Below are 17,825 nucleotides of genomic sequence, written 5' to 3'. Positions count from 1 at the left end.
CGCCGAAGGCGCGGGAAGGGCCGGGAAGAGGCGGCCCGGCCTCGGTGGGGACGGGGGCGACATTCCTTGAGCGGGCGCGAAGCCGCATGGCGGAAGAGGCCGGGAAACTCAAGAGCACGCGACGGGAGGCCCCTGCCGGGAACGCGAAGCCACACCACAAGAGAACCCCGGCCGGGAAAGCGGAAAGGGCCCCGCCGAGGCGGGGCCCTTCCGTCGATCTTCTACCGCGTTGTCATGACAGCGAGGTCAGTTCTGGCCGCCCGCGAGCTTCTCGCGCAGAGCCGCGAGAGCCTCGTCGGAGGCCAGGGCGCCCGCCGCCGGAGCGGAGGAGCCGCTGCTGCTGCTGGAGGCGCCGGTGGAACCCGAGGACGGGGTCTCGCCGGAGTAGGACGTGGGGGCAGCCTCGCCCGCCTCGGCCTCGGCCTTGCGGGCCTCCTCGACCTGCTTCTTGTGAGCCTCGAAGCGGGTCTGGGCCTCGGCGTACTGCCGCTCCCACTCCTCGCGCTGCTTGTCGAAGCCTTCGAGCCACTCGCCGGTCTCGGAGTCGAAACCCTCGGGGTAGATGTAGTTGCCCGAGTCGTCGTAGGTCGCCGCCATGCCGTACAGCGTGGGGTCGAACTCGACGTCGGCGCCGATCGCACCCTCGTTCGCCTGCTTGAGCGACAGCGAGATCCGGCGGCGCTCGAGGTCGATGTCGATGATCTTCACGAAGATCTCGTCGCCGACCTGAACGACCTGCTCGGGGATCTCGACGTGGCGCTCGGCCAGCTCGGAGATGTGGACCAGGCCCTCGATGCCCTCCTCGACGCGGACGAACGCACCGAACGGCACCAGCTTGGTGACGCGACCCGGGACGACCTGACCGATCTGGTGGGTGCGGGCGAACTGCTGCCAGGGGTCTTCCTGCGTCGCCTTGAGCGACAGGGAGACGCGCTCGCGCTCCATGTCGACGTCGAGCACCTCGACGGTGACCTCCTGGCCGACCTCGACGACCTCGGAGGGGTGGTCGATGTGCTTCCAGGAGAGCTCGGAGACGTGGACCAGACCGTCGACGCCGCCGAGGTCGACGAACGCACCGAAGTTGACGATCGAGGAGACGACGCCCTTGCGGACCTGACCCTTCTGCAGGGTGTTGAGGAACGTCTGGCGAACCTCGGACTGGGTCTGCTCGAGCCAGGCGCGGCGGGACAGAACCACGTTGTTGCGGTTCTTGTCGAGCTCGATGATCTTCGCTTCGAGCTCGCGGCCCACGTACGGCTGGAGGTCGCGGACGCGCCGCATCTCGACCAGGGACGCCGGCAGGAAGCCACGCAGGCCGATGTCGAGGATGAGTCCACCCTTGACGACCTCGATGACCGTGCCGGTGACGATGCCGTCCTCGTCCTTGATCTTCTCGATCGTGCCCCAGGCCCGCTCGTACTGAGCGCGCTTCTTGGACAGGATCAGGCGGCCTTCCTTGTCCTCCTTCTGGAGGACGAGGGCCTCGACGTGCTCGCCAACCTCGACGACATCCGCCGGGTCGACATCGTGCTTGATCGAGAGCTCGCGCGAGGGGATGACACCCTCGGTCTTGTAGCCGATGTCGAGCAAAACTTCGTCTCGATCGACCTTGACGACGGTGCCCTCGACGATGTCGCCGTCGTTGAAGTACTTGATGGTCAGGTCGATCGCTGCGAGGAACTCTTCCTCGGAGCCGATGTCGTTGACCGCTACCTGCGGGGTGCTCGAGGTGGCCTCAGTGCTGCTCGTCATGTGTGGAGTTGCTCCGAACGCGGACAGATGTCGATGTGGCGAACGCGCGGCAGGCCTCTTACCGTCAGCCGAAGAATTCATCGGTGTGATCGAGCGCGAGCCCACTCCGTCCGAGACGCGCGCGAGCCCACAGCGCAGCGATCAGCATATGAGACCAGACGGGTATGGTCAATCCAGTGACTCTACGCGCCCGCGTGCCGAAAGGATAACGATCTCGCTCAATAAGCGTTGATCTTCTGCCTCCGGTCCGCCCTGATATTACCTCGAAGCCTGCTGGGGATGGAGATCCGATCGGGGTCCCCGTCGGCCGTGTAGCGCTCGCGGGGATGCTTGTCCAGCCACCCGAGCCAGTACTCGGAACACCACTTGCGGCACTCCCCCTTCCTGCCGTTGCTCTGGATCCGCTGGATCGCGCGCCAGTCGTAGTCCTTGACGAACGGCGAGACCGACGGTTCGGCACCGGCGAGGAAGACGCCCTTGAACCGGTAGGACACTCCGTCCCATTTCCCCTTCTGAACGGTAGATCTTTTGCGGGGCATCGCGCCGAACGGCAGCGCCATCGTCTGCGAGGGGGGGACACCGAGCCTCTTCAGCAGCCGCTCGACCCTGGCCACCTGCTCGACGACCTTCTTCCTGGACAGGTTCGGCAGGTGGGGGTGGCTCCAGGTGTGGTTGGCCACTTCGAAGCCCCGCGAGGCCAGCCACCGCACGGCCCGCTCCTGGTCCTCACGCTCGCGCAGGCCGAACGGGTCTCGATTCACCCAGAAGGTGGCGACGGGCCGGAAGCCGGGATACTTCGCCGCCACCTGGTAGATGATGCCGACCGCGGTGTTCTTGGCCGGGACGCCGTTCGCGTCGAGGGCGAAGTGGCTGGGATGGCCGTCGTCGAAGGTCAGCACGACCGGGTACCTGCCCGCCGGGATGTCCATCCTCCCGGTGGCGAACTCCCGCGCGGTGACCGGCACGTAGCCGCCCCTGGCGAGCCGCTCCAGCTCCTTGCGCACCTGGGCGGGGGTGCGGTCGATGGAGGCCAGCCTCTTGCGGGTGATCCGGTGGTACATCAGGATCGGGACCGCTCCGGCCTCGTTGGCCCTCACCTGCCGGGCGAACTCCGCCGAGGCGGTGATCGGGGGCGGCAGCTCGGCGGAGGGCAGCTTGGGCGGGGGTGACGCGGACGACGACGGGCCGCTCGTCACCGTGCCCGGCCGGGTCGCGCCGGGGGGCGCGGAGGCCGGCGGGAGCACCAGGAGCACCACCACCGCCACCACGACGACCAGCACGTTGGCCAGTAAAATGATCTTCGTCAGGGGGATTGGACTCCGCACAGAACTCCCGTGCCCGTCGAGCTTCTCGGCTTGGATCACCAGCCTAGAACAGACTCGGACAGGCCCGGCCAATCAGTGAGGTCCGGCATCCCGCGACCGGTCTCAGCCCCCGCCGGAGGGTCCGGGAGGCGCTCCGTTCGGCGCCTCCCGGAAGCGGCCGTCAGTGCCCGGCGTCCTCCCAGGTGCGGCCGACGCCCACCGAGACGGCGAGCGGGACGCGCAGGGAGTACGCGGCGTTCATGCGGTCGGTGACCAGCTCCCGCAGGGTCTCCAGCTCGCCGGGGGCCACCTCGAACACGAGCTCGTCGTGGACCTGCAGCAGCATCCGGGACCCCAGCGACGCCTCCTTCAGCGCGCTCTGCACGTTGAGCATGGCGACCTTGATGATGTCGGCCGCCGATCCCTGGATGGGCGCGTTGAGCGCCATCCGCTCGGCGATCTCGCGGCGCTGGCGGTTGTCGCTGTTGAGGTCGGGCAGGTAGCGGCGGCGGCCGAGGATGGTCTCGGTGTAGCCGTCGTTCCTGGCCTGGGCGACGATCGCGTTGAGGAAGTCGCGGACGCCGCCGAACTCCTCGAAGTACTCCTCCTTGAGGGCCCGCGCCTCGGAGACCGGGATGTTGAGCTGCTCCGACAGCCCGAAGTCGGACAGGCCGTAGGCGAGGCCGTAGTTCATCGCCTTGATCTTGGCCCGCATCTCCCCGGTGACCTTCTGCGGCTCGACGTCGAAGACCCGGGCCGCGGTGGCCATGTGGAAGTCGTGCCCGGACTCGAAGGAGGCGATGAGCGCCTCGTCCCCGGACAGGTGGGCCATGACGCGCAGCTCGATCTGGCTGTAGTCGGCGGTGAGCAGGGTCTCGAAGCCCTTGCCGACCACGAACCCCTGCCGGATGCGGCGGCCCTCGGCGGTGCGGATCGGGATGTTCTGCAGGTTGGGCTTCTCCGAGCTGAGCCGCCCGGTGACCGCCACGATCTGGTTGAACGTGGTGTGGATGCGGCCGTCGTCGGCGATCTCCTTGATCAGGCCCTCGACCGTGACCTTGAGCTTGGCCTGGTCGCGGTGGCGCAGCATGATCGTCGGCAGCTCGTGCTCGGTCTGGGCGGCGAGCCAGGCAAGCGCGGAGGCGTCGGTGGTGTAGCCCGTCTTGGTCTTCTTCGTCTTGGGCAGGTTGAGCTTGACGAACAGGATCTCCTGGAGCTGCTTGGGCGAGCCCAGGTTGAACTGCTCGCCGCCCACGGAGGCGTGCGCCGCCTCGACGGCCTGCTTCACCGCGGCGCCGAACTCGGCCTCCAGGGCGCCGAGGTGCTCCCGGTCGGCGGCGATGCCGGCCCGCTCCAGCTCGGCCAGCACGGTGACGAGCGGCAACTCCACGTCACGCATGAGGTGGGTGCCCCCCAGCGGCTCCAAGAACGCCTCCAGCGCGTCGGCGAGCTCGCCGACCGCCAGCGCCCGCAAAGCCAGATCGCGGGCGCCGTCGTCGTCCTCGGCGTCGAAGAGGCTGGCCTGGCCGCCGTTGTCGGCCTCGCTGCGCAGCTCGCGCCGGAGGTAGACCCGCACGAGGTCCTCGAGCGGGAACGAGCGCTGCCCCGGCATCGCCAGGTAGGCGGCGAGGGCGGTGTCGCAGGTGAGCCCGCGCAGCTCCATGCCCTGCGCCCACAGCGCCAGCATCGGGCCCTTGGCGTCGTGCACGGCCTTGGGCTTCGAGGCGTCGGCCAGCCACTCGCGCAGGGCCGCCTCGTCGGCCTCGGTGAGCGTGGTCGGGTCGATGAACGCCGCGCCGGGGCCGCTCTTCGCGCCGGCGGCCGCGCCGGCCCCCGCTCCGGCCGCCGCGATGGCGACGCTGTCGACGCGGCCGGTGCCGCTGCCGTACGCGCCCTTGAAGGCCAGGCCCGCGCGGCCCTCGGGCAGCGCGCGCAGCCACGGGCCCACCTCGTCGGGGCCCAGGGTGACGGCCTCGACCTCGAAGCCCTCCTCCGCCTCCGCCTCGGCCGAGCCGATCGTCTTGAACAGCCGGTCGCGGATCTCGCCGCGGAACTCCAGCGTGTCGAGGATCTTGTTGATCTCCTCGCGGTCGGCCGCGCCGATCTCCAGGGCGGTGACGTCGTGCTCCAGCGGCACGTCGCGGATCAGCTGGGTGAGCCGCCGGTTCATCAGCACCTGGTCGAGGTGGTCGCGGAGCTTGTCGCCGACCTTGCCCTTGACCTCGTCGACCCGGTTGACCAGCTCCTCCAGCGAGCCGAACTCGCGGATCCACTTGGCGGCGGTCTTCTCGCCCACGCCGGGGATGTTCTTCAGGTTGTCGCTGGAGTCGCCGCGGATGGCCGCGAAGTCGGGATACTGGGCCGGGGTGAGCTCGTACTTCTCCAGCACCGCCTCGGGGGTGAAGCGGGTCATGTTGCTGATGCCGACGCGGGTCATCAGCACGGTGACCCGCTCGTCGACGAGCTGCAGCGCGTCGCGGTCGCCGGTGACGACCAGCACGTTCATGTCCTGCTCGGCGGCGCGGGTGGCGAGGGTGGCTATCAGGTCGTCGGCCTCGTATCCGGCCAGCGACAGGTGCGGCACGCGCAAGGCGTCGAGCACCTCGTGGATCAGGCTCATCTGGCTGCGGAAACTGTCGGGGCTCGCGCTCCGGTTCGCCTTGTACTCGGCGTACTCCTCGTGGCGGAACGTGGGCTCCGAACGGTCGAAGCAGACCGCCACGTGGGTCGGCCGCTCGTCGCGGAGCACGTTGACCAGCATCGAGGTGAAACCGTAGACCGCGTTGGTCGTCTGGCCCGTGGTGGTGGAGAAATTCTCCTCCGGCAGGGCATAGAACGCCCGATAGGCCAGTGAATGCCCATCCAGCAGCAGGAGACACGGACGAGTGGGGGTCGCTTCGCTCTTCGGCACACCGAAAGCCTAGTCTCCTGGTGCGACAGAAAACCTGACCTCGTACGACAGGAGACGCCCCCTTGACCGTGACAGACCGCGACGAAGCCGCCCGGCGCATCGAAGAGGCGCTCGGCGCATCGCACAGGAACACGCTGGTGGACCGGATGGGCATCGTGATCACCGAGGCCACCCCGGAGCGCGTGGTCGGAACGATGCCGGTCGAGGGCAACATCCAGCCGTACGGCCTGCTGCACGGCGGCGCGTCGTGCGTGCTGGCGGAGACGCTGGGCTCGACGGGCGCGGCGATCCACGCGGGCCCCGGGCGGATCGCCATGGGCATCGAGATCAGCGCCACCCACCACCGCTCGGCCACGTCCGGGCTGGTCACCGGGGTGGCCACCCGGATCCACGGCGGCCGTACGCTGGCCACCTACGACATCGAGATCACCGACGAGCAGGGCCGCCGGGTCTGCACCTCACGTCTCACGTGCATGCTGCGCGACGCCTGACAGGGCCCTCCCACACCCGATCGGGCCCGATCACGTCCGCCGATCGTCTGATCACATCTCGTCCTCGATCATATTCGGACCGCCTTTTTGCCCTCTCCGCGTGAGGAGTCCGCTACGGTGGGTGACGGCGATGCCCGTGGGGAGGCCGAGTAGAAAACGTGCGGGGTCGGGGAAGCTCCGTATGGCGCCAAAGGTCTCCCCCGGGCTCGCCGCGTTCGGCTCGTGCCCGTGGGCTCCGCGGGCCGGAATCCGTTCCGGCCCTTCCCCGTCTCCGCCGGCCCGTCTCCCGCTCCGGTCCTTCCCCTTTCCCCTTCCCTTTCCCGGCGGCCCGGCTCCGGCTCTTTCGCGACACGCCTGCGCCCGCGCCGGGGATCCGCTCCCGTCTGCCGCACGCGGGCTCTCGCGGCCTCGCGCGGACTCTCACGACACGCTCACGACCGCGCCGGGATCCGTCCCCGCCGGTCCTCCGGCGCCCCGTCCCTCGCTCCCGCCTCGTCACACACGTACGGCCCGCGCCGGGTGGCGCGGGCCGTGTGAGACTCGGTGGAGGCAGATCAGATGTCGGTGTGCGTCGGGTCGAGCACGCGGCGCAGGAAGGTCTTCGTGCGCTCGTGCTGCGGGGCGCTGATCACCTGCTCCGGGGCGCCGTCCTCCACGATCACGCCGCCGTCCATGAACACGACCCGGTCGGCCACGTCGCGGGCGAACGCCATCTCGTGGGTGACCACGAGCATGGTCATCCCCTCCTCGGCGAGCTTGCGCATGACCGTGAGCACGTCCCCGACGAGCTCGGGGTCGAGCGCCGAGGTGGGCTCGTCGAAGAGCATCAGCGCCGGGCTCATGGCCAGTGCCCTGGCGATGGCCACGCGCTGCTGCTGCCCGCCGGAGAGCTGGGCGGGGAAGGCGTCGCACTTCTCTCCGATGCCGACCTTGTCCAGGTTCTCCCTGGCGATCCGCTCGGCCTCGGCCTTGCCCCGCTTCAGCACCCGGCGCTGCGAGATCATCACGTTCTGCAGGACGGTCATGTGCGGGAACAGGTTGAACTGCTGGAAGACCATCCCGACGCCGCGGCGGGCCGCGTCGATGTCGACGTCGCGGTCGGTCAGCTCCACGCCGTTGACGACGACCTTGCCCGACGTGGGCTGCTCCAGCAGGTTCACGCAGCGCAGCAGGGTGGACTTGCCCGACCCCGAGGGGCCGATGACGCAGACCACCTGGCCGGGGTCGACGGCGAAGTCGATGCCCCGCAGGACCTCGTTCTTCCCGAAGTACTTGTGCAGGTCACGGATCTCGACCGCGTGGGCCGCCGGGGCCGCCGGGGGCTCTGAAGCCGTCGGAGTCACTGTCACCGTCCCCTCGCCTGTCGCCTCTCCAGCCGGGACGCGAGGTACCCCAGCGGGATGGTGACCAGTAGATACGTCACACCTACGACCAGGATGGGCGTGGCGTTGGCATAGGTCGAGGCCGTGTCGTTGCCGAACTTCGTGAGTTCCACGTAGTCGCCCGAGACGCCCAGGAACAGCACCAGCGAGGAGTCCTTGAGAAGGGACACGAACTGGTTGGTCGTCGGCGGGATGACGATGCGCACGGCCTGCGGGATGACGATGCTGACCATGGCCCGCGAGTAGGACATGCCCAGCGAGCGCGCCGCCTCCATCTGCCCCTTGGGGACAGCCTGGAGCCCGGCACGGAGCGTCTCGGCCATGTAGGCCGAGCCGACGATCGTCAGGCCCAGGATGCCCTGCCCGTACGTGCCGCCGGGCACCTCGAAGCCGGTGATGGCCAGCGGCAGGAACAGGATGAGCAGGAAGACCAGCAGGGCGGGCAGCCCACGGAAGATCTCGATGTAGGCGACCGCGATCCACCGGTAGGGCCGCACCGACGACAGCCGCATCAGCGCGAACAGCAGGCCGAGCAGGAAGGCGAAGACGAAACCGCCGACCGAGTAGATGATCGTGTTCTTCAACGCGACCGTGAACAGGTCGGGAAGCGTCTTCTCGGCGATGTCGGGCCTGGTGAAGTTCTCCCCGAGCTTGCCCCACTCGATGCGCAGGGCGAGGAAGACGACCACGGCCGCCAGCACGAAGTACTGGACGCCCCTGCTGATCTGCTGCCTCTTGCGGGGACTGAGCCCACTCCTGGCGGGGGCGCCCCCGCCAGGAGTGGGCTCGGCCGTCTTTGGGTGGTCGGTCATCGGTTAGCCGAGCTCGCCGGGCTTCTTACCGAACCACTTGACGAAGATCTGCTCGTAGGTGCCGTCGGACTTGGCGGTGGAGATCGCCTCGTTGATCGCCTTGAGCAGGATCGGGTCGGCGCCCTTCTTGAGGCCGACGCCGTACTGCTCGCCGGTGTCGAGGCTGGCGACCAGCTCGAACTTGTCGGCGATCTCCGGCTTCTTCAGCCAGGTCAGGACGACCGGGAGGTCCTGGACGATCACGTCGACCTGGCCGGACTGCAGGCCCAGCAGTTCCTTGGGGGAGTCGGCGAACTCCTTCGGGTCGAGACCCTTCTCCTTGACGTAGTCGAGGCCCGTGGTGGAGGCCTGGGCGCCGAGCTTGAGGCCCTTCGCCTTCACCTCGTCGAGGGTCTTGACGCCGGCGCCCTTCTTGGCCAGCAGGGCCTGCGTGGCGTCGAAGTAGGGCTCGGAGAAGTCGATGTTGGCCTTGCGCTCCTCGGTGATCGTCATGCCGGCGGCGGCGACGTCACACTTGTTGGTGGCCATCGCCGCACCGCTCTTGATGACGGCGAAGTCGATGTCGACGATCTCCTGCGTCAGGCCGAGCTTCTTCGCGGCCAGGTCGACGATGTCGACGTCGAAGCCGACGACCTTGTCGCCCTCCTTGAACTGGAAGGGCTCGTAGGGCAGGTTCGTGCAGGTGGTCAGCTTGCCGGGAGTGACGAGCTTGGGGCCGCCCGCGGCCGCGGGGGCGCTTGCCGAGGAACCATCGCTCGGGCTGGCGGAGGTGGAGTCGCCACCACCGCAGGCCGAAAGGCCGAGCGCACCGGCGACGACCATGGCGCCCACCGCCATCGCACGACGGGAAACAAAACTCAGGCCCACGAAGGCCTCCTTACGGTCAATGTCGCTTCTTGTATGGATACCTCAGTGCAGGTCATGCTTCATCACCTGCATAATCATGCAGATCACCAGTACGACACAATTCGGACAACAACCGCGTCCGGAGTTTTCTGTTCAATACCCTGCCGCCACGTGGATGCGGGCACCGGAACTTGCCTGATCGACGACCCCCATCGGGGGGAGCCGTTGAACTTCAGGATCTACCTCGGTTACGTTGCCGGGTGTGCGTGATCCGCTGATCCTGCTCACCGGCGCCGCCGTCGCCGTCGCCGCCGCCGTCGTGCTGTCCGGCTGTGCCGGAGCGGACCCGGCGCCTTCCGCCTCTCCCCCGACCGCGCCCACCCCGACCTACGAGCTCCCGCCGCGCCCGGTACGGCCGAGCGAGAGCCCGGTGAAGGCCGCGCCGGTCACCGACGGCGACACCCGGTTCCAGGTGATCGGCCTGCAGAAGGGCCTGAGCGGCTTCTTCGGCAGCCACGCCGAGTGGCAGGCCAAGGGGCAGTACGTGGTCGTGCGGATCCTGGTGGAGAACCCCGGCCGCACCAACGCCCGGTTCGATGCCAAACGGCAAAAGCTCGTCGCCTCCGACGGCAGCGCCTACACGGTCGACAAGTTCGCGCAGGCCATCAAGCGGCAGCCCGACGAGCTCCCGCTCGGCGCCGGGGTCAGGGTCGAGCTGGACCTCTGGTACGACATCCCCAAGGAGGCGAAGGTGTCGGCGATCCGGCTGTTCGGCGACCCGCCCCTCGGCGTGACCGGCGGCACCGACGGCGTTCAGGTGCCGCTGGCGTAGAGCCGTCCCCGACCCTCCCGGCGCCGTACCCGGGTGCCGCCCGGGGTCGCTGCCGGGCGTCGTCCCGGCGGGAGACTCCCGTATCGGAAGCCTTCGCCGCCACCCGCGTGGACGGGCCCGCCGCGCTCGCGCGACGGGCCCGTCACCTGCCATCGGGTCCGCGAGGACCGTGGACGCACGGGGTCGTCAGGGCAGCTCTTCCGTGGTGTCCCGCTTCTCCTGCGGAGCCGGAGCCGGAGCAGGAGCGGAAGCGGGTGCCGCCGGAGCGGGTTTGGCGTGCGCCGCCTCCGCCTCCAGGTCGATCTCCGCGCCGCCGCCCAGGTAGGCGGCCTGCACGGCGGGGTCGTTGAGCAGCTCGTCCGCGGGCGCGCTCTTGACCACCTTCCCGGTCTCCAGGACGTAGGCGCGGTGGGCCAGCTTCAGCGCCTGCTGGGCGTTCTGCTCCACCAGCAGCACCGTGGTGCCCCGGCGGTTGATCTCCTCGATGATCTCGAAGATCTGCTGCACCAGCAGCGGCGCCAGGCCCATCGACGGCTCGTCCAGCAGCAGCACCTTGGGCTTGGCCATCAGCGCGCGGCCGATGGCGAGCATCTGCTGCTCGCCGCCGGACATCGTGCCGCCCATCTGGGTCCTGCGCTCGGCCAGGCGGGGGAACAGCTCGTAGACCTCGGCCAGGTCGGCGCTGAAGTCACCCGAGCGGGTGTACGCGCCCATGAGCAGGTTGTCGTGCACCGTCATGCCGGGGAACACGCCCCGGCCCTCGGGCGCCTGCCCCAGGCCCGCGAGGACCCGCTTGTGGCCGGGCATCTTGCTGATGTCCTTGCCGTCGAAGATGATGCTCCCCGACGACAGGCCGCGCAGGCCCGAGATCGTCTTCAGGGTCGTGGTCTTGCCCGCCCCGTTCGCCCCGATGAGCGTGACGATCTCGCCCTCGTTCACCTCGACCGAGATGCCCTTGAGCGCCTCGATCTTGCCGTAGTGGACACGGATGTCCTTGACCTCAAGAAGCATCGGCGGGAGCTCCCAAATACGCCTCGACGACCCGGGGGTCGGTCCGCACCTCGTCCGGCAGGCCATCGGCGATCTTCTGGCCGAAGTCCAGCACCGCGATGCGGTCACTGATGCCCATGATGAGGCTCATGTCGTGCTCGATGATCAGAATCGTCCGGCCCGCGTCGCGGATGTCCCGGATCAGCTGCTGCAGAGCGACCTTCTCCGCCGGGTTCATACCGGCGGCGGGCTCGTCCAGCAGCAGCAGCTTCGGGTTGGTCGCGAGCGCGCGGGCGATCTCCAGACGGCGCTGGTCACCGTAGGGCAGGTTCTTGGCGTGCTCGTGAGCACGGTGCGAGACGCCGACGAAGTCGAGGAGCTCCATCGCGAGCTTTCGCCCGTCCTTCTCGGCCCGGCGGTGCCAGGGAAGCCCCAGCGCCACGCTGACCATGCCCGACCTGTGGTGCGCGTCCGCGCCCACCATGACGTTCTCGATGGCCGTCATGTTGTGGAACAGCCGGATGTTCTGGAACGTGCGGGCGACGCCCCGCTTCGTGATCTTGAAGCGCTTGACGCCGCTGATCTTCTCGTCCAGGAAGCGGACCTCGCCCTCGGTCGGCTGGTAGACGCCGGTGACCACGTTGAAGACCGTGGTCTTTCCGGCGCCGTTCGGGCCGATGAGAGCGAAGATCTCTCCCTCGTTGATGGTCAGGTTGACGTCACGCAGTGCCGTGACACCGCCGAACCGCATGACGAGGCTCTTCAGCTCCAGCATGGCGCGGCCCGCGCGCTCCGTCTGCACGGCCTTCGGGCTCGTCCCCGCCGGACTCGCGTCGGCCGGATTCACTTCGGCGCTCACTTGGAGGCCACCTCCTCACCCTGCGACTCGGGCCCGGGAACCTCGGCTCCGAGCGTACCCATCCCGCCTGACCCCTCTTTCAGCTCCGCCTTGCGTTGGCGCGATGGCAGCAGACCCTCCGGACGGAAGATCATCAGTGCCACGAGCACCGCACCGAAGATCAGCATGCGGTACTCCTGCAGGCCGCGGAACCGCTCGGGCAGCCAGGCCACCACGAAGGCGCCCAGCATGACACCCGGCAGGTTGCCCGCGCCGCCCATGACCACCGCGGCCAGGATCGTCGCCGACAGCAGGAACTGGAAGTCGTTCGGGTTGATCGAGATGGCCTTCGCCGCCCACAGCACGCCCATCGCGCCACCGATGGAGGCGCCGATGGCGAAGGCGAGCATCTTGAAGCGGAACGTCGGCACGCCCATGACCTCGGCCGCGTCCTCGTCCTCGCGGATCGCCGCCCAGGCACGCCCGACCCGGCTCTTCTCCCAGCGCTTCACCAGGATGATCACGATGACGGCCAGCGCGACCAGCAGGTAGTAATAGGGTCGCGGGTCCAGCACGCCGTACTTGAACGGATCGACCCCGAACACGTTGGGGATGCTGATCCCGAACAGGTGCAGGTCCTCGTAGCTCGGCGGGTGCGGGATGCCGCGGATGCCGTTGGGGCCGCCGATCTCGTCGGTGTTGCGGGCGGTGATGCGGATGATCTCACCGAAGCCCAGCGTGACGATCGCCAGATAGTCACCGCGCAACCGCAGCGTCGGAGCGCCCAGCGTGATGCCCGACAGGGCGCAGATCCCGATGCCGACCAGCAGGATGAGCCAGAAGTTCCAGCCCAGCCGGGTGCCGATCAGCGCCATCGCGTAGCCGCCGACCGCGTAGAACGCGACGAAGCCCAGGTCGAGCAGGCCCGCCTGGCCGACCACCACGTTCAGGCCGATCGCCAGGACCACGTAGGTCCCGATCGGGAAGAACAGGATGCTCGCCCAGTCGGTGTAGGGCGACATGATGGGGGCGAGGCTCTCCGACGGCAGCAGCAGCGCCCCGATGATCAGGGCTACGTAAAGGATCCAGCGCTGCCAGCCGGGAGTGTCCTGCCAGCGATCGTGCATGGCGTCACCGAAGCGGCCAAGGCCGGTGCGGATGCCTGCCAGGGGATTCTTCTGGTTCATGCGCGCGCCTGCTGGAGTGATTCACCGAGGATGCCGGTGGGGCGGAACATCAGGACCAAGACGAGGATGGTGAAGGAGATCACGTGCTTCCAGTCGGAGCCGAAGAAGATGGCTCCGTAGTTCTCCACCAGTCCGAGCGTGATTCCGCCGACCAGGGCGCCGCGCAGGTTACCGATGCCACCCAGGACCGCCGCGGTGAACGCCTTGATACCGAAGAGGAATCCGATGAGGAAGTTCGTGTTCTCGTACGAGATCAGGTAGAGCGCGCCCGCCACGCCGGCCATGCTGCCGCCGATGAGGAAGGTCATCCGGACGATCCGGTTGATGTCGACGCCCATCAGGACCGCGGCCTCGGGGTTCTGCGAGGTGGCGCGGATACCACGGCCGATCTTCGTCCGGTTCACCAGGGCGTCCAGCGCGACCATCATGCCGACCGCGGCGACGATGACGAAGACCTGGTCGACCCGGACCACGTGGCCGAAGATCGAGAAGAGCTCGGTCCGCTCCATGATGCGGGGCAGACCCATCTGGATCCTGCCCTGCTCCGGACGGTTGAAGACGTTCGGGATCACCAGGAGCGCGAACAGCTCCTGCAGGAAGATCGAGGCGCCGATCGCCGAGATCAGCGCCGCCAGCCGGGACGCGCCACGCTGGCGCAGCGGCCGGTATGCGATTCGCTCCAGGGCCACCGCGGTGCCCGCCGAGGCGAGCATGCCGGCCAGGATCATCGCCAGGATGAGGCCGACCAGCGCGATGCCGGTGAGGGGTGAGTTGATGCCGAGCACGAACGGTACGAACATCGCACCGAAGGTGCCGATCATGAAAACTTCGGAATGCGCGAAGTTGATCAGCCGCAGCACGCCGTACACCATCGTGTAACCGAGCGCGATCAGGGCGTAGATCGAGCCGAAGGCCAGGCCGTCGATCGTTGCCGGCCAGAACTGATTGATGAAGTCATTGAGCACTAGGGATTACCACTTCTAGCGGGGGTCGCCTGCACGTCCGGGTAGCACACCGCCTCCAGCAGAACCTCGTGGACTCTCTGGAAGTACGAGAGGAGCGGGAACGCATTCGCGGCGTTCCCGCTCCCCGCGCGTCGACTACCTAATGTCCTTCAGCGCCGGACTAACCCAGCTTGGCCTCGGTGGCCTTGCCCAGCAGGCCGATCGCACCATCCTTGACCTGGTAGATGTAGATGTCCTTCGCGGAGACCTCACCGTTGGCCTCGAACTTGACCTGCTTCGAGACGCCCGCGAGGTCCACCGTGGCGATGAACTCGTTGATCTTGTCGGGGGTGACGTTGCCCGCCTTGATGGCGTCGACGAAGACCGTCGCGGCGTCGTAGCCCTCGGCCGCGTAGATGGCCGGGTCGGCGCTGTAGGCGGCCTTGTAGGCGTCGGCGAAGGCCTTCACCTTGGCGTCGGTGACGTCCGGGGTGGCGATGTAGCAGGGGCAGCCGACCAGGGCGCCCTCGGCGTTGTCGGCACCGGCGCCGTCGATCAGGCCCTTGTCCAGCGAACCGTCGCCGGACAGGAACTTCGCGGTCACGCCCTTGTCGCGGAGCTGCTTGAGCAGGTTGCCGCCCGCGGCGTAGTAACCGCCGAAGAAGATCGCCTCGGGCTTGGACGCCGCGACCTTGTTGACCACGGAGGAGAAGTCGCTCTCGGCCGGGTCGAGCGAGTCGGTCTCCGGCTTGACGCCCTTGGCCTCGAGCGCGGCCTTGACCGCGTCGGACAGCGGCTTGCCGTACTCGGACTTGTCGTCGATGACGAAGACCTTCTTCGCGCCGACACCGGTCGCGATGAAGTCACCGATGCCGGGGCCCTGGATGCTGTCGCTCGGCAGCACGCGGTGCCAGAACTTCCAGCCGTTCGTCGCCAGCGCGGCGTTGGTGGCGGACGCCGAGATGCTCGGCAGCTTCGCCTCCTCCAGCACCGGCGCCACCTGGGCGGACTCACCGGAGAACGCGGGACCGATCAGGCCGACGATCTTGTCGGTCTTGATGGCCTGCTGGGCCAGGGCGACCGCCTTGGACGGGTCCGCCTGGCTGTCGTACTCGACAAGCTCGATCTTCACGGCCGGGTTGGTCTTGTTGTACTCGTCGATGACGAGCTTCGCACCGTTCCGGGGGGGAATGACGATGCCGGCGTTGGCACCGGTCAGGTCACCCATGAAGCCGATCTTGACAGTGCTGGGGGCGGCAGCACCGGAGCTACCCTCAGCAGCCGGCGTGGCCTCCGTACCACCGCTGCTGCAGGCAGCGAGACCGAGGGTGAGCGCCACACCGGCGGCAAGCACTCCACCGAGGCGTGCAGTCTTAGGCCGCAAGGTTGCCTTCCTTTCGCCCGGCCCCTCGTCGGGACCGAGTTCACAGATGCCCTCCCTGGCGGGTGGCCAGGGGTTGTGTCGGTTAGTACAACTAGCGGATGTCACGGGTCGATACAGGACGGCCCACCGTTGCCGCTTCGTTATAACACCGATCCTTTTCGGCTATCAGATGCAAAAGCCGTGGTCACTGGCGACCTCGCGGTCTCCAGGGCGATCACTCCGGCCGCCCGGAGGCCCGCTCCGCACCCCCTGGGAGGCGCTCTACGGGCGCCTGGCGGGCACAGCGTCCGAAAATGGCCGAAATTCTCCTGTCAGGCCTCCGGGGCCTCCACCTCGGGCTCCGCGCCGTCAGCCACCACGATCTGCGCCACCTGCCGCATGCTCAGCCGTCGGTCCATCGAGGCCTTCTGGATCCAGCGGAACGCCTGCGGCTCGCTCCACCCGTGACGCTCCATCAGCAGGCCCTTGGCCCGCTCCACCAGCTTGCGCGTCTCCAGCCGCTCCGAGAGCGTGCCGACCTCGCGCTCCAGCGCGGCGATCTCCTGGTGCCTGCTGACCGCCATCTCGATCGCCGGGACCAGGTCCGACTTCGTGAACGGCTTCACCAGGTACGCCATCGCGCCGGCGTCCCTCGCCCGCTCGACCAGATCGCGCTGCGAGAAGGCCGTGAGGATGAGACACGGCGCGATCCGCTGCGACACGATCTGCTCGGCCGCCGAGATGCCGTCCAGGATGGGCATCTTCACGTCCAGGATCACCAGATCCGGCCGCTGCTCCATCGCCAGCTTGACCGCCGACTCCCCGTCTCCGGCCTCCGCGACGACCGCATACCCCTCCTCCTCCAGCATCTCCTTGAGGTCGAGGCGGATCAGTGCCTCGTCTTCCGCGATCACCACTCGCCGCTGCGTACTCACGAGCAAGAGAGTACCGACGTCCGCTAGATTGGGACCACGCCGGTGCCCGAGAGTGATCTACTTCTAGGTAAGCTCTTAGGTGGCGCGCAAAATCCGGACATAGAACAAAAAAAGCCCCGATAGACCAACCGGCAGAGTCGATGGACTCAAAATCCATTCAGTGTGGGTTCGAATCCCACTCGGGGCACCATCGTGATGAGCCGATCGGCCCGGGGCCGGTCGGCTCCCGTGTTTCCCGGGACCTGCCGGCGCCGGTCGTCCCACGAGTTTCCGGACGCCGTGTGCGGCGGCTCGAAAACCGCCGGTGGCCTTCCGCGGAAACCGCCGGCCGCGCTCCTCTCCTTGCGGCGCCCGGCGCTCCTCTCCTTCCGCCGCCCGGCACCGTGAACCGGCCGTCGCGGCCTCCCCTCGGAGCGGTGCGTGAACGGCGCACCGGTGACTTCGAACACCAAGGCGCGGATGGTGGCCCCACGAGCGGAGTAGGTTGCTCGCAAGTGGCGTGAAGTGGCGAAACGGGAGGTGTCGGCGTGGAAACTTCGGGGGACGGCCGGACGGGGCTGGACGATCTCGGTGCCGGGCGGGTGTGCCTTCCCGAGCGGGTGAGGCTGGGCGGGCACGGGGTGGTGCTGCGCGAGTGGGAGGACGACGACCTGCCGGCCATGGTGGAGTTGTTCGACGACCCCGAGGTGGCCTACTGGACGCCGCTGGCCTCGCCGTTCGACCCGGAGGCGGCGCGGGCCTACCTGGAGCGGGCCAGGCGGCGGCGGGCGGCCGGGGAGCGGATGCAGCTGGCCATCACCGTGGACGGGGGTGAGCCCGCGGGCGAGGTGCTGCTGATGCTGAGCGGGCTGGGCCTGGACGTCGCGGAGATCGGTTACGGGCTGGGAGCCGCCTACCGGGGCCGGGGGCTGGCGTCGGGGGCGGTGCGGGTGATGACGGAGTTCGCCCGCAAGACGGTGGGGGTGTCCCGGCTGCTGCTGGAGATCGAGGCCGACAACGCGGCGAGCGTGGCGGTGGCCCGCGCGGCGGGGTACCACCTGACGGACGCGCCGCCCGTCCCCTCGGAGGAGAAGGGGCGGTCGCTGGTGTTGCGGACGTGGGAGTACGAGGAGGGCGACCTTCGCGGGTGAGGGCGGGGAGCGTGACCGAAGTCGTTTCCTGGGCAATTGGGTTGTGTTGTTGATCTCGACTCGGTCAGACAGATATGTATGAATGTCATTAATCCTGAGGAAAGGTAA

At 68.3% G+C, this 17,825-nt stretch carries 15 protein-coding genes and 1 tRNA gene; 4 read left to right on the top strand and 12 right to left on the bottom strand.

Translation table 11 applies throughout. The features are described 5' to 3' along the window. Nucleotides 1-246: 246 nt before the first annotated feature. The 3 genes from rpsA to polA form a co-directional block, all read right to left on the bottom strand. Nucleotides 247-1,752, bottom strand: coding sequence for a 30S ribosomal protein S1 (gene rpsA, locus AC5L38_RS07195; protein WP_362835365.1), 1,506 nt, complete (start codon nt 1,750-1,752; stop codon nt 247-249). Nucleotides 1,753-1,970: 218 nt separating this feature from the next. Next, the gene (locus AC5L38_RS07190) at nt 1,971-3,077 is read right to left on the bottom strand and encodes a polysaccharide deacetylase family protein (protein ID WP_495241947.1); all 1,107 of its coding nucleotides are present in this window, start codon (nt 3,075-3,077) and stop codon (nt 1,971-1,973) included. A gap of 160 nt (nt 3,078-3,237) precedes the next feature. After that, nucleotides 3,238-5,967 carry a DNA polymerase I gene (gene polA / locus AC5L38_RS07185; protein ID WP_495241946.1) on the bottom strand — a complete coding sequence of 910 codons (2,730 nt, stop codon included), beginning with the start codon at nt 5,965-5,967 and terminating at the stop codon, nt 3,238-3,240. A 146-nt stretch (nt 5,968-6,113) separates the two neighbouring features. On the opposite strand from polA, the gene AC5L38_RS07180 reads away from it, so the two are divergent. Continuing rightward, nucleotides 6,114-6,458 carry a PaaI family thioesterase gene (locus tag AC5L38_RS07180; RefSeq protein WP_495242082.1) on the top strand — a complete coding sequence of 115 codons (345 nt, stop codon included), beginning with the start codon at nt 6,114-6,116 and terminating at the stop codon, nt 6,456-6,458. 554 nt (nt 6,459-7,012) lie between these two features. On the opposite strand, the gene AC5L38_RS07175 is transcribed toward AC5L38_RS07180, so the two are convergent. From AC5L38_RS07175 to AC5L38_RS07165, 3 genes are read right to left on the bottom strand one after another with little or no spacing between them, the layout of a single operon-like run. Next, nucleotides 7,013-7,807 carry an amino acid ABC transporter ATP-binding protein gene (locus AC5L38_RS07175; protein ID WP_495241945.1) on the bottom strand — a complete coding sequence of 265 codons (795 nt, stop codon included), beginning with the start codon at nt 7,805-7,807 and terminating at the stop codon, nt 7,013-7,015. Further along, nucleotides 7,804-8,652, bottom strand: coding sequence for an amino acid ABC transporter permease (locus AC5L38_RS07170; RefSeq protein ID WP_495241944.1), 849 nt, complete (start codon nt 8,650-8,652; stop codon nt 7,804-7,806). The genes AC5L38_RS07175 and AC5L38_RS07170 overlap by 4 nt, the downstream gene beginning before the upstream one ends. Before the next feature lie 3 nt (nt 8,653-8,655). Then, nucleotides 8,656-9,519 (bottom strand): ABC transporter substrate-binding protein, encoded by an 864-nt coding sequence (locus AC5L38_RS07165; protein WP_495241943.1) that lies wholly within the window; start codon nt 9,517-9,519, stop codon nt 8,656-8,658. 241 nt (nt 9,520-9,760) lie between these two features. Here AC5L38_RS07165 and AC5L38_RS07160 point away from each other — a divergent pair, with 241 nt between their 5' ends. Beyond that, on the top strand, nt 9,761-10,330 hold the full coding sequence (locus AC5L38_RS07160) for a DUF4352 domain-containing protein (protein WP_495241942.1): 570 nt from the start codon (nt 9,761-9,763) through the stop codon (nt 10,328-10,330). A 186-nt stretch (nt 10,331-10,516) separates the two neighbouring features. On the opposite strand, the gene AC5L38_RS07155 is transcribed toward AC5L38_RS07160, so the two are convergent. The 6 genes from AC5L38_RS07155 to AC5L38_RS07130 form a co-directional block, all read right to left on the bottom strand. Continuing rightward, on the bottom strand, nt 10,517-11,341 hold the full coding sequence (locus AC5L38_RS07155) for an ABC transporter ATP-binding protein (RefSeq protein ID WP_495241941.1): 825 nt from the start codon (nt 11,339-11,341) through the stop codon (nt 10,517-10,519). After that, the gene (locus AC5L38_RS07150; RefSeq protein ID WP_495241940.1) at nt 11,331-12,179 is read right to left on the bottom strand and encodes an ABC transporter ATP-binding protein; all 849 of its coding nucleotides are present in this window, start codon (nt 12,177-12,179) and stop codon (nt 11,331-11,333) included. Before AC5L38_RS07150 ends, AC5L38_RS07155 begins: the two co-directional genes overlap by 11 nt. Beyond that, entirely contained in the window at nt 12,176-13,345 is a 1,170-nt protein-coding gene (locus AC5L38_RS07145) for a branched-chain amino acid ABC transporter permease (protein WP_495241939.1), read from the bottom strand. Before AC5L38_RS07145 ends, AC5L38_RS07150 begins: the two co-directional genes overlap by 4 nt. Further along, nucleotides 13,342-14,310 (bottom strand): branched-chain amino acid ABC transporter permease, encoded by a 969-nt coding sequence (locus tag AC5L38_RS07140; protein WP_495241938.1) that lies wholly within the window; start codon nt 14,308-14,310, stop codon nt 13,342-13,344. Before AC5L38_RS07140 ends, AC5L38_RS07145 begins: the two co-directional genes overlap by 4 nt. A 160-nt stretch (nt 14,311-14,470) precedes the next feature. Continuing rightward, entirely contained in the window at nt 14,471-15,628 is a 1,158-nt protein-coding gene (locus AC5L38_RS07135; protein WP_495242081.1) for a branched-chain amino acid ABC transporter substrate-binding protein, read from the bottom strand. A gap of 356 nt (nt 15,629-15,984) precedes the next feature. Continuing rightward, a complete protein-coding gene (locus tag AC5L38_RS07130; RefSeq protein ID WP_495241937.1) occupies nt 15,985-16,587 on the bottom strand; it encodes an ANTAR domain-containing response regulator in 603 nt (200 codons plus the stop codon). A gap of 113 nt (nt 16,588-16,700) precedes the next feature. On the opposite strand from AC5L38_RS07130, the gene AC5L38_RS07125 reads away from it, so the two are divergent. Together AC5L38_RS07125 and AC5L38_RS07120 are read left to right on the top strand one after the other, a co-directional pair. Beyond that, a tRNA-Leu gene (locus tag AC5L38_RS07125) sits at nt 16,701-16,777 on the top strand. A gap of 337 nt (nt 16,778-17,114) precedes the next feature. Further along, nucleotides 17,115-17,717 carry a GNAT family N-acetyltransferase gene (locus tag AC5L38_RS07120; protein ID WP_495241936.1) on the top strand — a complete coding sequence of 201 codons (603 nt, stop codon included), beginning with the start codon at nt 17,115-17,117 and terminating at the stop codon, nt 17,715-17,717. Nucleotides 17,718-17,825 lie beyond the last annotated feature (108 nt).

It is taken from the genome of Streptosporangium nanhuense (assembly GCF_059358815.1).
The sequence above is the reverse complement of the archived record's forward strand: the minus strand, read 5'-3'. Positions and strand labels throughout refer to the sequence as shown.

Excerpts from the sequence above, each read along its gene's own strand:
- rpsA (WP_362835365.1), bottom strand. The coding sequence starts at position 1,752 with ATGACGAGCAGCACTGAGGCCACCTCGAGCACCCCGCAGGTAGCGGTC.
- AC5L38_RS07180 (WP_495242082.1), top strand. The coding sequence starts at position 6,114 with ATGGGCATCGTGATCACCGAGGCCACCCCGGAGCGCGTGGTCGGAACG.
- AC5L38_RS07170 (WP_495241944.1), bottom strand. The coding sequence starts at position 8,652 with ATGACCGACCACCCAAAGACGGCCGAGCCCACTCCTGGCGGGGGCGCC.
- AC5L38_RS07155 (WP_495241941.1), bottom strand. The coding sequence starts at position 11,341 with ATGCTTCTTGAGGTCAAGGACATCCGTGTCCACTACGGCAAGATCGAG.
- AC5L38_RS07145 (WP_495241939.1), bottom strand. The coding sequence starts at position 13,345 with ATGAACCAGAAGAATCCCCTGGCAGGCATCCGCACCGGCCTTGGCCGC.